At 66.8% G+C, this 14,209-nt stretch carries 13 protein-coding genes; 9 read left to right on the top strand and 4 right to left on the bottom strand.

From position 1 onward, the window contains the following. Positions 1–22: 22 nt before the first annotated feature. Positions 23–2,191 (bottom strand): MDR family MFS transporter, encoded by a 2,169-nt coding sequence (locus ACYVI5_RS16440; protein ID WP_460581175.1) that lies wholly within the window; start codon positions 2,189–2,191, stop codon positions 23–25. Positions 2,192–2,480: 289 nt separating this feature from the next. Here ACYVI5_RS16440 and ACYVI5_RS16435 point away from each other — a divergent pair, with 289 nt between their 5' ends. Then, positions 2,481–3,434: an amidase domain-containing protein gene (locus ACYVI5_RS16435; RefSeq protein WP_460581174.1), complete on the top strand. Its 954-nt coding sequence runs from the start codon at positions 2,481–2,483 to the stop codon at positions 3,432–3,434. A 56-nt stretch (positions 3,435–3,490) separates the two neighbouring features. On the opposite strand, the gene ACYVI5_RS16430 is transcribed toward ACYVI5_RS16435, so the two are convergent. Then, a complete protein-coding gene (locus ACYVI5_RS16430; protein ID WP_460581173.1) occupies positions 3,491–4,924 on the bottom strand; it encodes a L,D-transpeptidase family protein in 1,434 nt (477 codons plus the stop codon). Between the two features lie 200 nt (positions 4,925–5,124). Between ACYVI5_RS16430 and ACYVI5_RS16425 the strand changes: the two genes are divergently transcribed. The 5 genes from ACYVI5_RS16425 (at position 5,125) to ACYVI5_RS16405 (ending at position 9,054) form a co-directional block, all read left to right on the top strand. Beyond that, on the top strand, positions 5,125–5,763 hold the full coding sequence (locus ACYVI5_RS16425) for an amidase domain-containing protein (protein WP_460581172.1): 639 nt from the start codon (positions 5,125–5,127) through the stop codon (positions 5,761–5,763). Positions 5,764–5,844: 81 nt separating this feature from the next. Next, positions 5,845–6,351, top strand: coding sequence for a toxin-antitoxin system HicB family antitoxin (locus tag ACYVI5_RS16420; protein WP_460535021.1), 507 nt, complete (start codon positions 5,845–5,847; stop codon positions 6,349–6,351). Positions 6,352–6,356: 5 nt separating this feature from the next. After that, positions 6,357–7,301, top strand: coding sequence for a DUF4097 family beta strand repeat-containing protein (locus ACYVI5_RS16415; protein ID WP_460581171.1), 945 nt, complete (start codon positions 6,357–6,359; stop codon positions 7,299–7,301). Between the two features lie 94 nt (positions 7,302–7,395). Further along, entirely contained in the window at positions 7,396–8,238 is an 843-nt protein-coding gene (locus ACYVI5_RS16410) for an ABC transporter ATP-binding protein (RefSeq protein WP_460581170.1), read from the top strand. Positions 8,239–8,247: 9 nt separating this feature from the next. Continuing rightward, a complete protein-coding gene (locus ACYVI5_RS16405) occupies positions 8,248–9,054 on the top strand; it encodes an ABC transporter permease (protein ID WP_460535016.1) in 807 nt (268 codons plus the stop codon). A gap of 125 nt (positions 9,055–9,179) precedes the next feature. Here ACYVI5_RS16405 and pgm read toward each other — a convergent pair whose 3' ends face one another. Further along, positions 9,180–10,799, bottom strand: coding sequence for a phosphoglucomutase (alpha-D-glucose-1,6-bisphosphate-dependent) (pgm, locus tag ACYVI5_RS16400; RefSeq protein ID WP_460581169.1), 1,620 nt, complete (start codon positions 10,797–10,799; stop codon positions 9,180–9,182). Between the two features lie 74 nt (positions 10,800–10,873). Between pgm and pheA the strand changes: the two genes are divergently transcribed. From pheA to ACYVI5_RS16385, 3 genes are read left to right on the top strand one after another with little or no spacing between them, the layout of a single operon-like run. Then, a complete protein-coding gene (pheA, locus tag ACYVI5_RS16395; RefSeq protein WP_460581168.1) occupies positions 10,874–11,872 on the top strand; it encodes a prephenate dehydratase in 999 nt (332 codons plus the stop codon). A gap of 7 nt (positions 11,873–11,879) precedes the next feature. Then, a complete protein-coding gene (locus ACYVI5_RS16390) occupies positions 11,880–12,596 on the top strand; it encodes a class I SAM-dependent methyltransferase (protein ID WP_460581167.1) in 717 nt (238 codons plus the stop codon). 19 nt (positions 12,597–12,615) lie between these two features. Then, positions 12,616–13,026, top strand: coding sequence for a GNAT family N-acetyltransferase (locus ACYVI5_RS16385; RefSeq protein ID WP_460581166.1), 411 nt, complete (start codon positions 12,616–12,618; stop codon positions 13,024–13,026). A gap of 97 nt (positions 13,027–13,123) precedes the next feature. Here ACYVI5_RS16385 and ACYVI5_RS16380 read toward each other — a convergent pair whose 3' ends face one another. Then, positions 13,124–14,182 carry a diacylglycerol/lipid kinase family protein gene (locus ACYVI5_RS16380; RefSeq protein ID WP_460581165.1) on the bottom strand — a complete coding sequence of 353 codons (1,059 nt, stop codon included), beginning with the start codon at positions 14,180–14,182 and terminating at the stop codon, positions 13,124–13,126. Between the last annotated feature and the right edge of the window lie 27 nt (positions 14,183–14,209).

Here is a 14,209-nt window from a genome sequence, read left to right as displayed (position 1 = left end):
ACGGGACAGATCGCTCCGCGTGCTACGACGTCGCGACTTCGCCGGGGCCGGCGCTGTGCCGACCGCGGTGCTCGTGCTTCTGCTCTGCGTCGGCCGCAGCGGGCCGAGCGTGTCGGCCGTGCTCGGGCCTCGACTCGTTGCCCGCGCTCGTCTCGGCCACGGACACGGTGCCGACCGGAACGAGCCCCGGTTCGGCCTCCTCGTCGGGCAACGCCAGCGAGCCTGTCTCGGTGGCCGCTTCGTTGGCGAGCATCGCCTCGTCGTCGGCTGCCTCCTGCAGCGCCGACTTCGCCCGAAGCGGCGGCGTCTTGAAGAACAGCGCCAGCACGAACGCGAGCAGCACGACGCACATCGCCACCCAGTAGACGGTCACCGCCGAGGCGTTGAAGCCCACGAGGAACGGCTTGGCCAGCCGCTTGTCCGCGTTCTTCAGGAACGACGTGTCGTTGATGTCGTTGCTGTTCACCTTGGAGCCGCTGGATTTCTTCAACTGCTTCTGCACCGCAGGCACAACCGTCGTGTCGACGAAGTCGTTGCGCTGCGAGGCGTTCGAGAAGTCGAGCGAGACCGTTCCGTTCGAGTCCACCCGCGCGACGGGCACCTTCTTCTGGATCTGCGTGATCACGGCCTGCTGCGTCTGCTGAACGGCCTGTGCCTCGGCCGCCGCCTGAGCCTGCGCGGGAACCCTGCCCGCCGCCACGGCAGCGTCGACACCGCTCTTCGCGGCTGCGGTCGCCTTGTCCATCGTGGTCTGGAGACCCTTGGTCGTCTCCGTGGTCACGTTCTTCACGATCGGGTTGTAGATCGTGCCCATGATGCCCTTGTTCTCCGGAGCCTTCGCCACTGAGGGATCGAAGGCCGCCTCGAGTGCGGGGGTCAGCGTCGATTTTTCGTTCAGGGAGCTCTGGATGTTCGTGGGCATCACCGCGAACAGCAGCGAGATGAGCACGGCAGTGCCCAGCGTTCCACCGATCTGCCGGAAGAACGTCGACGCGCTCGTCGCCACGCCCATGTCGCGCAGACCCACGGCGTTCTGGCTGGCGATCGTGAGTGTCTGCATCATCTGGCCGAGCCCCAGGCCGATGAGCAGCATCGCCCCGGCGGCGAACCAGTACGAGTAGTCGTATTTCATGAAGGTCAGCCAGAAGAATCCGCCGGAGAGCAGCAGCGTCCCGAGGATCGGGAACTGCCGGTAGTGGCCGGTGCGGGCGATGATCTGCCCGCTGGTGATGGATGCGATCATCAGGCCGAGGATCATCGGCAGCAGTTGGAGGCCGCTCTCGGTCGGATTCGACCCGAGCACGAGCTGTAGGTAGAGCGGGATGGTCAGCATGGCGCCGAACATCCCGAAGCCGACGAGAACGCCGATGATCGTGGCCATCGAGAACGTGTTCGAGCGGAATAGCTTGAGCGGGATGAGCGCGTCATCCTTCATCAGCATCTCGACGATGATGAAGCCGACCACCCCGACGGCGCCGATGACATAGCACGCGATCGCGGAGGGGCTGCCCCAGCCCCAGGCACGGCCCTGCTCCGCAATAAGCAGCAGAGGCACCAAGGCGACGATCACGCCGGTCGCACCCCACCAGTCGATGCGCACCGAATGGTGGTTGTGCCGCGGAAGGTGCAGGAACGCGATCACGATGAACAGCGCGATGATGCCGATCGGCACGTTGATGAGGAACACCCAGCGCCATCCGGCGATCCACAGGATCTGGTTCGCGCCGGCGAAGAGACCGCCGATCAGCGGCCCGGCGACGCTCGAGATGCCGAAGACCGCGAGGAAGTAGCCCTGGTATTTGGCGCGCTCGCGCGGGGCGAGGATGTCGCCCATGATCGCCAGCGGCATCGACATCAGGCCGCCCGCGCCCAGGCCCTGGATGGCGCGGAACACGGCGAGCTCGATCATCGACTGCGAGAACGAGGACAGGATCGAGCCGATCACGAAGATGATGATCGCCAGGATGAACAGCGGCCGGCGCCCGAAGATGTCGGACAGCTTCCCATAGATCGGCGTGGCGATCGTGGAGACGATCAGGTAGGCCGTGGTCACCCAGGCTTGCAGGCTCAGGCCGTGCAGGTCGTCGCCGATGGTACGGATGGCCGTTCCGACGACGGTCTGGTCGAGTGCGGAGAGGAACATGCCCGCCATGAGGCCGAAGATCACGAAGAGGATCTGACGGTGCGTCATGATCGGTGCTTTGGGCGCTGACGGCGCTGACGTGGCGGCTTCTGACATTGATCCCGTACGTTTCTGCTGAAACAGCTGGTGGCGACACGAAAGCGAAGACGGGCCGAACGGCGGTCTCCGCCGTCGTTGGCGTGTGAAGAGTTGTCGGTGCTGAGAAATTTGCGGTGACTGCAAATTTACACCCGAGAAGTGTGCGCGTCGAACCATAGCAGTTCCTGAGTTCTCGCGGGCGAGTCCATACAGGACCCACCGAGCATTCCAAGGCGCACGCGGTACCGTCGATCACGCCATGTCGTACCCCCCGAATGAGTCGCACACACGCATCCGCTCCCGCATTCCTCGCGCTTCCGGGCGCCGCGTCCGCGGTGTGCGGGCGGCTGTGCTCGCTGTGGCGGCGGCGTCCGCGCTCGTTCTCGCCGGATGCACGGCGCACACCGCTCGCACCGCCGACGCCACGCGCGCCGCGGAGCACACCGCTGCTTCGTCGCCTTCGGTGATGGCCGTGTCGCCGGCGCAGGCATCCGTCGTGGGCCAGAAGGTGACGATCACGGGCACTGACCTGCAGAACGTCAAGGCCGTGGCGTTCGGTTCGGCGAGTGTGCGCGTGCTCTCAGCGAGCGCCGACAAGGTCGTCGCCCAGGCGCCGGCCGCGGCCAACTATCAGCCCGCGACAGTGGGCCTGAAGCTGATCGGCAAGACGGGCAAGACGATCGCGACCAAGCCGGGTGCTCTGGAGTACACGGCGGCGGGCGGCGTGGCCGCGCAGTTGGAGTACGCGCTCGCGCACTGGCAGAACTACAACACGGCCGAGTACGGCGACCTCAACCCCGACGGTGGCGACTGCGCCAACTTCGTCAGCCAGACGCTGATCGCTCGCGGCTGGACCATGAACGACGACTGGTACAACCACGAGGCGGGCGACGACTGGAGTCCGGCGTGGGGCTACGTTCCCGCGATGGATGACTACTTCGCCGAGAACGCCGCAAGCCTCGGTCTCGAACAGCTCAGCTTCTCGCAGGCCGACCGCGCCAAGGTCGCGCTCGGCGACATCGCCGTCTTCGATTGGGACGGCGACGGCTCGCCCGACCACGTCGAGGTCGTCGACCGCATCACGAAGGTGAACGGCCAGTACAAGATAGAGCTGGCCAGCCATAACGACGACTACGCGTACCGCGACCTCGACGAGACGATCACGACGCAGCACCCGGGCGCGACCGGCCACTTCTGGCACCTGACCCGCTGATCGGGGCAGCCTGCGCGGCTAGGGTCGCTGCTCGAGCCGCGGTGGAGGCGAAGCGGTCAATAGTGCACGTAGACGTCGGTGCCGTCCGGCGTCCAGTCGTAGAGCTGCTCGGCGAGACTGATCGGCATGCCGACGCATCCGTGGCTCATCGGATGCCCGAAGTTGTTGTGCCAGTACACGCCGTGGAAGGCGTCGCCGTTGTAGTCGAAGTACATGACCCACTGCACGTCCGGCACGACGTAGCCGTACTGCGTGCTCGACATCGTCTGAACCCTGATGTGGTCGCGAACGGTGAAGTGGCCGGTCGGTGTCGGGGTTCCCGGAAGCCCCGCCGAGATGGCCCATGAGCCGACGACAGCGCCGTTCTGCATCATGTAGAGGCGCTGCGAGCTGAGGTTCACCTCGATGCTGCGCTGAAGGTTCGTCGTCTGGAACGGCGTCTCCGTCACCGGCAGGCGGTACTCGGCGTTGCCGTCGCTGAGCTGAGTGGCGAATGACCGCGCCACCATGCTGGTGTTCCCGAGCGTGCGGCCGGTCTGGCCGGCCGTGTCGACCCGCAGCACCGCGCCGGTGGCGTCGACGACGTCCTGGGCGTTCGCCGGCTGCCGGTTCACCTGGCCGGGCAGCGCGTCGACCGCAGTCTGGATCTTCTTCTGATCGGCCGCGATCGAGAAGCTCCCCGTGCTGTCGTTCGATGTCACGGTCAGCCACGAGGCGGCGACGTCCGGCGCGACCGGCACGGTGCGCTCCGTGCCCACGTAGAAGCCGATCGTGGCGAGCATGCCGTTGAGCTTCTTGGCGGTCGCCTCGGCGGTGGCCGTGCTGATCGGTGGCAGGGCGTCTGTCTTCGTCGTGCGCACGGCGACATGGTCGATGTCGCGGCTGAACGACTTCTGGAGCGACTGCGCGAGCGCAGCCGTGTTCACCCGGATGCCGGGCGCGGCCGGCTTCACGACGTAGGCGCCGTTCGCGAATGAGACAGTGGCATCCGTCGGCTTCGTGTACAGGGCGGGGAGCGCCTGCTGCAGCACCTTGTCGGCCTTGCCTGTCTCGAGCGTCACGGGCGCCTGAATCGGAGCGCCGAACCAGGCGCCGATGTTCCACAGCGGCCGGTCGGCGAGTGCCTGGTTCGTGAGTCCGGCGGCGTCGACCTGCACGCCGAGCTCGCGCCCGGTCATCCTGGTGCCGTTCACGCTGATGGTCGTGTCAGCGAGGCGCTGTGAGACCATGTTCGCCGCAATATTCGGCGGCAGTCCGCCCACGGGAACCCCGGCGACGGTCGTTCCCGGAGCGATCAGCAGGGTGAGCGCCGCACCTAGCAGCACGACGAGCGCGCCGCCGGCGATCCAGAGCCAGAGGAACCGTCGCTTGCGCTTCGGCTTGCTCGTCGCCTGGAGCGTCTCGGCAAGACGCGTGCGCGTCGCGTCCGGCGACTCCGGCTCGTTCGCGCCGTCGCCGACGACAGGATCGTGTGTCAGTTGATCCGTCACGGCTGCCTCGTTCGCTCGGTGACCCCCCGCTGGGCGAAACGTCAACAGAGAATATAATGGCGCGCCGCAAACGGCAACTGGTCTGTCTATCCGATAAGCGAGCCGTTGTGCATCCGTTATGTCGATGGCCGACCTCAGCGTCCGCTCAGAGGGCGGCACGCCGAGCCAACGCACAGGGCCCGATCGATAACGTCGACGGCGTGGCGCAGACGAGACGGCGAAGCAGATGGTGGCGGGTCGCATCCGGTTTCTCGGTGGTCGCCGTGCTCGCGCTCGCCGGATGCGCCGCCCGACCCGCCCCGCTTCCCGCGCCGATTCAGAAGCAGCTCGACTACGCGCTCGCGCATTGGGACCACTACAACACGAAGGTCTACGGCGACCTGAATCCCGTCGGCGGCGACTGCGCCAACTTCGTCAGTCAGACGCTGATCGCGCGAGGCTGGAAGATGAACGACCAGTGGTACAACTACGACGCCGCGGAGGAATGGAGCCCGGCATGGGGCTACGTTCCGGCGATGGACAACTACTTCGCCGCGAATGCGAAGTCGCTCGGCCTCACGGAGTACCCGTTCGACGAACGCTCGAAGATCGCGGTCGGCGACATCGTGGTGTTCTCCTGGGCCGGAACCGATGAGTACGACCACGTCGAGATCGTGAGCAAGGTCATCGACACCACCGTTGACGGCAAGAAGCACGTCGACATCAAGATGGCCGGCCACAACAAGGACACCGAGTATCGCGACCTCGACTACGTGCTCGACAAGGAGTACCCCGGCGCATCGGGCCATTTCTGGCACGTTGCGCTGCCGCCGACGGCCTCGCCGACGTCATCCAAGTAGCGGCCGCGAGTGACACCAAGTGGTGTCATCTGGTTCACACGAACGCTTGACGTGACACCATCATGGTGTCACCATGGTGTCATGCAGTTGGAAACCTATGTCGAAGAACTCCAGCGTCAGCTCGTCGCGGCGGCCGCCGCAGGCACGGACGAGACGCGTGAGACCGCCGAGCGCCTGACGACGGCGCTCGACGCGGCCGCGCGGCTCATGCTGATCGAAGCGCTGAGCGCGGCTGCGAGTGAGATCACGACCGAGCTGACACCGGGCTCTGTCGATCTTCGCCTGCGTGGTCGCGAGCCCGAATTCGTCGTGATCCAGGCTCCGGAGTGGTCGGAGTCGGTCACCCCGGCGGCCGCACAAGCACCAACCGCACCAGCCGCAGTGGAGGGCGAGGACGCGTCGACGACGCGCACCACGTTGCGCCTTCCAGATGAGCTCAAGGCGCGCGTCGAAGCCGCCGCCGCGCACGCCGGGGTTTCCGTCAACACCTGGCTGGTGCGAACGGTAGCCGCCGCGCTGGACGGCGGAGCCTCGCGGCCCGTTGCGCGGGAGACCAGCGGCAAGCGCGTCACCGGATGGGTTCGGTGACGAAGGTGAGCAAGGAATCCGGCGGCAGCGCAGCATCCATCATTTCCACCTCGAGTCAGGCCATCTCGAATACGCAGGGGAGAGCCATCATGAACACGGAGTACGAAACACCGGAGCCCATCCAGGTGGTGCTCGACATGCTCGTCGTCGTCAGCCTGACGGTCACGGCCGCCGACACGAAGACGACGACCGTGTCGATCCAGGCCGGCGATCCGACCAAGAAGGACGACGTGCGAGCCCTCGGCGAGGTGAGCGTGGACTTCGTCGACGGCGTGCTCGGCCTGCGCATCGCCCGCACACTGCGCTACTACACCTGGTTCAGCGGCAGCCCGCGGCTGACCGTGGACATCACCGTGCCGACCGGCTCGAGTCTTGACGCCAAGCTCGGCGCAGGCAACGTCGAGACCCAAGGCGTGCTCGGCTTCTGCATCGCCCGTACCGGAGCAGGCGAACTCCGGATCGAGCAGGCCGGCAGGACCACGCTGCACAGCGGCGCCGGTTCGATTCAGGCGGGTCGGATCTTCGGTCCGCTGCAGGTCACGAACGGCGCCGGATCCATTCGGGTCGGCACGTTGGATGGCGAGGGGAACGTCAAGAACACGACGGGCAACACCACCTTCGGCGACGTCGAAGGACCACTCACGGTGAAGTCCACAACGGGCAACGTCGTGATCGAACAGCTGAACGGCTCGGCCGAGATCAAGTGCGCACACGGCGAGGTGCGCATCGACCGGGTCGGCACGGGTGAGGTCAAGATCGACGGAGGTTACGGCTCCATCGAGGTCGGGGTGCCCGAGGGCACCGCCGCATGGCTCGACATCGCCTCACGGCACGGGCAGGTGCGCAACGAGCTCGAGGCGGCGTCCGCTCCGGTCGATACCGACCGCACCGTGGCCATCACGGCGCACGCGGACTACGCCTCCATCACCATCCGTCGCCCGCTGGGTTAGCACCACACCACACCACACCACAGGTACCGCCCGAGGTGGGCGGTGATCGTCGCGCCCGAAAACGGGGGCGACGACGAGAGAGAAGGAAACCACCATGACAACCACCGCAATCCAGTCCCCTGCGATCCACGTGCAGGGCCTGGTGAAGTCTTACGGAAAGCTGGAGGTGCTGCGCGGCGTCGACTTCGACGTGGCACAGGGAAGCATCTTCGCGCTGCTCGGCTCCAACGGGGCGGGCAAGACCACGGCGATCCGCATCCTGTCGTCGCTGCTGCACGCCGACGGTGGTACCGCCAGCGTCATCGGATACGACGTGTTCAAGCAGGGCGCCGATGTGCGCAGGTCGATCAGCCTGACCGGCCAGTTCGCCGCCGTCGACGAGATCCTCAGCGGACGCGAGAACCTGGTGCTCATCGCGAGGCTGCGTCACGTGAAGCAGCCCGAGCGGGTTGCCGACACGCTCCTCGAGCGGTTCTCGCTGACCGACGCGGGCGGCCGACGCGTCTCGACCTATTCGGGAGGCATGCGGCGCCGGCTCGACATCGCGATGAGCCTCATCGGCAACCCGCCGGTCATCTTCCTCGACGAGCCGACAACGGGCCTCGACCCCGAGGCGCGTATCGAGGTGTGGGATGCCGTCAGGGAGCTCGCCGCGGGCGGCGCAACCGTGCTGCTCACCACGCAGTACCTCGACGAAGCCGAACAGCTCGCCGACCGCATCGCGATCCTGCACAAGGGCCGGATCATCGTCGACGGCACGCTCGCCGAGCTGAAGGCCATGCTGCCGCCGGCGAAGGTCGAGTACGTCGAGAAGCAGCCCAGCCTCGAAGACGTCTTCTTCGCGATCGTCGGCGACAAGGGCGACGAGCCGGCGGATGCCGGCACCAGCAACGACCAGAACAAGTCCGGCGTCCGCGCCGGCGCGAACCAGAAGTAGGCGAGGACCATGACAACGACGACAACGCAGTTCGCGACCGGATCGCGGGCATCCACCGGGTCGCACTTCTTCGGCGACACCGCGGTGCTCACCGGGCGCACGCTCAAGCACATCACGCGCAGCCTCGACACCATCATCACGACGGTGATCACCCCGATCGCACTCATGCTGCTGTTCGTGTATGTGCTGGGTGGAGCGATCCAGTCCGGTTCCAGCAACTACGTGAACTATCAGCTCCCGGGCATCCTGCTCATCACCGTCGCCTCGGGCATCGCCTACACAGCCTTTCGGCTGTTCCAGGACATGCAAGGCGGCATCTTCGAACGGTTCCAGTCCATGCCGATCGCGCGGTCCTCCGTGCTCTGGTCGCATGTGCTCACGTCGCTGGTCGCCAACGTCATCTCGCTGGCGGTAGTGATGGGGGTCGCATTTCTGATGGGCTTCCGAACCGGGGCGAACGTGGGCGCCTGGCTGGCCGTGGCGGGCATCCTGATCCTGTTCACGCTCGCGCTCACCTGGGTCGCCGTGATTCCCGGCCTGACCGCCAAGAGCGTGGACGGCGCGAGCGCCTTCTCGTACCCGCTCATCTTCCTGCCGTTCATCAGCTCGGCGTTCGTGCCCACCAGCACCATGCCTGGCCCGGTGCGCTGGTTCGCGGAATATCAGCCCGTGACGCCGATCGTGAACACGATCCGCGCCCTGTTCGCCGGGCAGCCTGTGGGCAGTGATATCTGGATCGCGCTGGCGTGGTTGGTGGGGATCCTGGTCGTCGCGTACGTGTTCGCCCAGGTGATCTACCGGAAGAAGATCTCGTAGCCCGGCCGGCCGAGAACCCGGTCGGCCGAGAACAGGCAGATCCCGCGAGAACAGGCGGGATCTGCCTGTTCTCGCGCGGAGAGCGCGATCATGCCTGTTTTGGGCTGGTTCAGGTGCAGGGGCGGCTAGGCGATCGCGGCGTCCACGATGCTCTTCGCCTCGGACTGCACCTGCCGCAGATGGTCTTCTCCGAGGAACGACTCGGCGTAGATCTTGTAGACGTCCTCGGTGCCGCTGGGGCGGGCGGCGAACCAGGCGTTCTCGGTCACGACCTTCACGCCGCCGATCGGGGCGTCGTTGCCGGGGGCGCGGGAGAGCTTCGCGGTGATGTTCTCGCCCGCGAGTTCGGTCGCGGTGATGGCGTCGCCGTCCAGCTTGCCGAGCTTCGCCTTCTGCTCCTTGGATGCCGCGGCATCCACCCGCTGATAGACCGGATCGCCGAACTGTTCCGTGAGCTCGCGGTACAGCTGCGAGGGGCTCTTGCCCGTGACGGCGATGATCTCGCTGGCCAGCAGGGCGAGCAGGATGCCGTCTTTGTCGGTCGTCCACGCGGTGCCGTCCATGCGCAGGAACGATGCGCCGGCGCTCTCCTCGCCGCCGAACGCGACGGAGCCGTCGACGAGGCCCGGCACGAACCACTTGAACCCGACCGGTACCTCCCACAGCTGCCGGCCGAGCGAGTCGGCGACGCGGTCGATGATCGAGGACGACACCAGGGTCTTGCCGATCGCGGCATCCGATCGCCAATCGGGCCGGTGCGTGTAGAGGTACTGGATGGCTACGGCGAGGTAATGGTTCGGGTTCATCAGCCCGCCGTCGGGCGTGACGATGCCGTGCCGGTCGGAGTCCGCGTCGTTGCCGGTGAGTACGTCGAAGTCGTCCTTGTGCTTCAGAACGGATGCCATGGCGGACGGGCTCGAGGGATCCATGCGGATCTTCCCGTCCCAGTCCAGCGTCATGAATCCCCACTGCGGATCGATCGCCGGGTTCACGACCGTGAGGTCGAGGCCGTACTTCTCGCCGATCAGCGACCAATAGTGGGCGCTCGCGCCGCCGAGCGGATCGGCGCCGATGCGCACGCCGGCGTTCTTGATGGCATCCACGTCGATGATGTTCCGCAGGTCGTCCACGTAGTGCTCGCGGAAGTCGTAGGTGGCGACACCGCTCGGCTCCGCCCGGTTGACGCCGCGTAAGCCGTCGGCGATGAGCTCGTTGGCACGGTTCGCGATCCAGCTCGTGGCATCCGTGTCGGCCGGCCCGCCGTGCGGCGGGTTGTACTTGAAGCCGCCGTCGCGGGGCGGGTTGTGGCTCGGCGTGACGACGATGCCGTCGGCCTGCGCGCCGTCGGGGTGGGCCCGGTTGTGGGCGATGATCGCGTGGCTGACAGCCGGTGTCGGCGTGTAGTCGTCGTACTCGTCCATGAGCACGTCGACCCCGTTCGCGACGAGCACCTCGAGGGCCGTGGTCTGGGCCGGCATGCTGAGGGCGTGGGTGTCGGCGCCGATGAAGAGCGGTCCTGTCGTGCCCTGCGACTGCCGGTACTCCACGATCGCCTGCGTGACGGCAGCGATGTGGTCCTCGTTGAAGGCCGTGTCGAACGCACTGCCGCGGTGACCGCTGGTGCCGAACACGACCCGCTGCTCCGGCACTGAGGCATCCGGTTTCAGCTCGTAGTAGGCGCGAACGAGCGCCTCCACATCGATCAGGTCTGCTTCTGTTGCTGGAGTGCCTGCGCGATCCGACATGCGACCAAGTCTGACACCGGACCGCGTCTCGTCGCGTGTCGGGGCGCTGCCGCGGCGACCATTAGGCTTCCACCATGCCCGATGCCAGCACCGAAAGCCGCTCGGAGATGCCCAGCGAGTCGACGCAGACCTACAGCTTTCTCGGGCCGTCCGGCACCTTCACCGAGGCCGCGCTCGCGCAGGTTCCCGAGGCGCAGGGCAAGCCGTGGCGTGCGGTCAACAATGTCGGCGAGGCGCTCGACGATGTGGTCACTGGCCGCAGCGTCGCGGCGATGATCGCGATCGAGAACTCGATCGAGGGCGGGGTCTCCGCCACCCAGGATGCCCTCGCGCGCATCCCGGAGCTGCGGATCATCGGCGAGTACCTGGTGCCGGTCGGATTCGTCATGGTCGGGCGGCCGGGAACGAAGCTGGCGGACGTGAAGACCGTGGCTGCGCATCCGGTCGCGTACGGACAGTGCAAAGAGTGGCTCGGCGCGCACCTGCCGGCGCACGACTACATGCCTGCCTCGAGCAACGTGGCGGCAGCCATCTCGCTGTTGGAGACGGATGCCTCGGGCACCCCGATCAGCCCGGCCGACGCGGCGATCGCCCCGCCGGCGATCGTCGATCACTATGACCTCGAGCTGCTGGCCGAGAACATCATCGACAACCCGAACGCGGTGACGCGGTTCGCGCTCGTCAGCCGCACGCGGAGCATCCCGGAGCCGACCGGCGCCGACAAGACGAGCCTCATCGTGGAGCTGCCTTCCGACCAGTCCGGAACGCTGGTCGAGATGCTCGAGCAGTTCTCCACGCGTGGCGTGAACCTCAGCCTGATCGAGTCGCGGCCCATCGGCGACGAGCTCGGGCGGTACCGGTTCGTCATCGATGCCGACGGCCACGTGAAGGACGAACGGGTGGCGGATGCCCTGCTCGGCCTGTTCCGGTTCAGCCCGAACATCAACTTCCTTGGCTCGTATCCGCGTGCCGACCGTGTTCCGGTCGACTACGACCCGCGCTACGCGGACGCCGTGTTCATCGAGGCGCGCGACTGGCTGCGTGGCCTGATCGGCGGCGAGCCGGAGGCCTGAACGCCTGATGTCCGAGAACGGGTTCGAGGAGGCGCGTCGCGAGACGGTTCGATACCACCGAGAGCTCTACGCCTCGGCCTCGCTGGGACAACCCGGAACGTGGCTCGCCGGACCCAGCGGGCTTCTCGACGATGTGCTCGTGCACGTCCGGAAAGATCGCCCATTGGTGGCGTACGACCTCGGTGCGGGAATCGGGAGACACACCATCCCGATGCTCCGCCTGCTTCCCAAGGGGTCCGAGGTCGTGGCGGTCGATCTGCTACCGGAGGCCCTGCGGCGGCTCGAGGCGTCGGTTCCCGAGGGTGTCCAAACGACTCTGCGCGCGGTCGCAGCAGACCTGCTCGACTTCGAGTTCGACCGCCCGGCAGACCTCGTTCTTGCGTTCTCTGCGATCGAACATCTCCCGGACGTGTCAGCAATCCGGCGTCTGTTAGATCGGATCGCGCGCGCGACTGCTGGCGGTGGCGCCATTGCCATCGGGGTCGTTGCTGACCGGGCGGAACGTATGGACGACGGAGCACGGCGGCCGGCCTTACTCGAGAGCCAAGTCACTTCGACGACAGCGCAGCGCGCGCTGAGTGAGGCATTCGCCGGCTTCGACGTACAGGAATCCAGCCTTACACCGACTCGAGTGCGCGAGGCGCGTGGCAATGAGTCATATTGGCTGGAGTCGACGCTCGTGCGCTTCATCGCGACGAAACCGGTGGCGATGACGCGGGGTTGAACACCTCTACCCTGGAGCGATGGATGCCCGCTACCGCTTCTCGTGTAGCACGGCGGAGGTGGACCGCGAGCTCGTGCACCGCTGGCTGAGCGAGCAGTCGTACTGGGCGCAAGGGCGGCAGCGGTCCGTTCAGGATGCCGCGATCGACGCATCGCGCAACTACGGCGTCTTCGACGACGAGTCAGGTGGCCAGGTCGCGTACGCGCGCGTGGTGACCGACGGCGTCACGTTCGCCTGGCTGTGCGACGTGTTCGTCGATCCGTCCGTGCGCGGGCGCGGCGTGGGCGTGGGCCTCATCGAGGGCGTGGTCGCCGACTTGGAGCCGCTCGGTCTGAAGCGCATCGCGCTGGCCACAGGCGACGCGCACGGCTTGTACGCGAAGTTCGGCTTCGAGCCGCTCGCCGAGCCGTGGAAGTGGATGGCCCGGTAGGGCTGAGCAGGATTACTCGTTCAGGTCGCAGTTTCTGTCGCTGTGTCTCGCCAGAGCCGACAAAAAGTGCGACCTGAACGAGCGATGGTGCGCCGCCTCAGCCGGCGGGGACGCGCACCACGAGAGCTCCAGCATCCGCCCAGAAGTGCGCGCCGACGACGTCGCCGAAACCGTCGCCGTCGAGCTCGACCGGCTCGGCCCCCTCCACCTCGACGTGGATCGACGACCCGCGAAGGTAGCTGAGCATGCTCGCCTTGTCGGATCCGGTGAAGCGGATGATCTGCCGCCCGAACGCGGAGCGCCGCAGCACCCGGTTCTCCCACGTCACCTTGCGCCAGATGGCCAGCCACCCGAAGATCGTGCGCGGCTGAACGAGCGCGATGTCGAGCTCGCCGTCATCGAGGCTGGCGTCGGGCATCAGTTCCATGTTGCCCGGCAGCACGCCGCAGTTGCCGGCGAGGATCGTGCTCACGTGCGCTGAGTGCGCCTGCTGCCCCGGCAGCCGGTAGTGGATGTGCAGCTTCTTCTTGCCCAGTGAACGCAGGCCGCCGTCCACGTAGGCCAGCCATCCCACCTTCTTCTTCAGCACCGAGCTCGTCTTCGCGAACATCGCCGCGTCGATTCCGATGCCCGCCATCACGAGAAAGACGTGATCGCTGGATGCGCCGTTGTCGCGCGTGAGCTCGGCGACGCCGACGTCCATGGGCTTGTCGGTGCCGGTGAAGGCGATGCGAACGGATGCCTGCAGGTCCGAGTACGGCAGCCCGAGATTGCGTGCGAGAAGGTTGCCTGTCCCAAGGGCGATGATGCCCATAGGCACCCCGCTGCCGCGCAGGCCGCCCGCGACGGCGCGAATCGTGCCGTCGCCACCGGCCGCAAGGACCAGGTCGGCGCCGTCGCTCAGTGCGCGCCTGGTAAGGCCGTGCCCGGAGTCGTCGACCGTCGTCTCCAGCCACGCCGGCTCCGCCCACCCGGGCTCGCCCGCAGCGGATGCCGCCTCCCGGGCCTGCGCCAGCGCCGACATCACCGCCTTGCGCAGCGCCTTAGCGTCTGCCTTGGTCGGGTTGTAGACGACCGCGGTGCGGCGCAGGGGTGCGGCGTCGCGGACAGGAGTGTTCTCTGCGGTGTCGGATGCTGGTGCGACCGGATCGCTCACCCTCCCCACGCTACTCAGTGCAGCGGG

The organism is Humibacter ginsengisoli (assembly GCF_054780095.1).
This window is presented reverse-complemented; position numbering and strand designations above follow the sequence as displayed.

Coding starts and splice junctions, on each gene's coding strand:
- ACYVI5_RS16440 (WP_460581175.1), bottom strand. CDS start 2,191: ATGACGCACCGTCAGATCCTCTTCGTGATCTTCGGCCTCATGGCGGGC.
- ACYVI5_RS16435 (WP_460581174.1), top strand. CDS start 2,481: ATGTCGTACCCCCCGAATGAGTCGCACACACGCATCCGCTCCCGCATT.
- ACYVI5_RS16420 (WP_460535021.1), top strand. CDS start 5,845: ATGCAGTTGGAAACCTATGTCGAAGAACTCCAGCGTCAGCTCGTCGCG.
- ACYVI5_RS16410 (WP_460581170.1), top strand. CDS start 7,396: ATGACAACCACCGCAATCCAGTCCCCTGCGATCCACGTGCAGGGCCTG.
- ACYVI5_RS16405 (WP_460535016.1), top strand. CDS start 8,248: ATGACAACGACGACAACGCAGTTCGCGACCGGATCGCGGGCATCCACC.
- pgm (WP_460581169.1), bottom strand. CDS start 10,799: ATGTCGGATCGCGCAGGCACTCCAGCAACAGAAGCAGACCTGATCGAT.
- pheA (WP_460581168.1), top strand. CDS start 10,874: ATGCCCGATGCCAGCACCGAAAGCCGCTCGGAGATGCCCAGCGAGTCG.
- ACYVI5_RS16390 (WP_460581167.1), top strand. CDS start 11,880: ATGTCCGAGAACGGGTTCGAGGAGGCGCGTCGCGAGACGGTTCGATAC.
- ACYVI5_RS16385 (WP_460581166.1), top strand. CDS start 12,616: ATGGATGCCCGCTACCGCTTCTCGTGTAGCACGGCGGAGGTGGACCGC.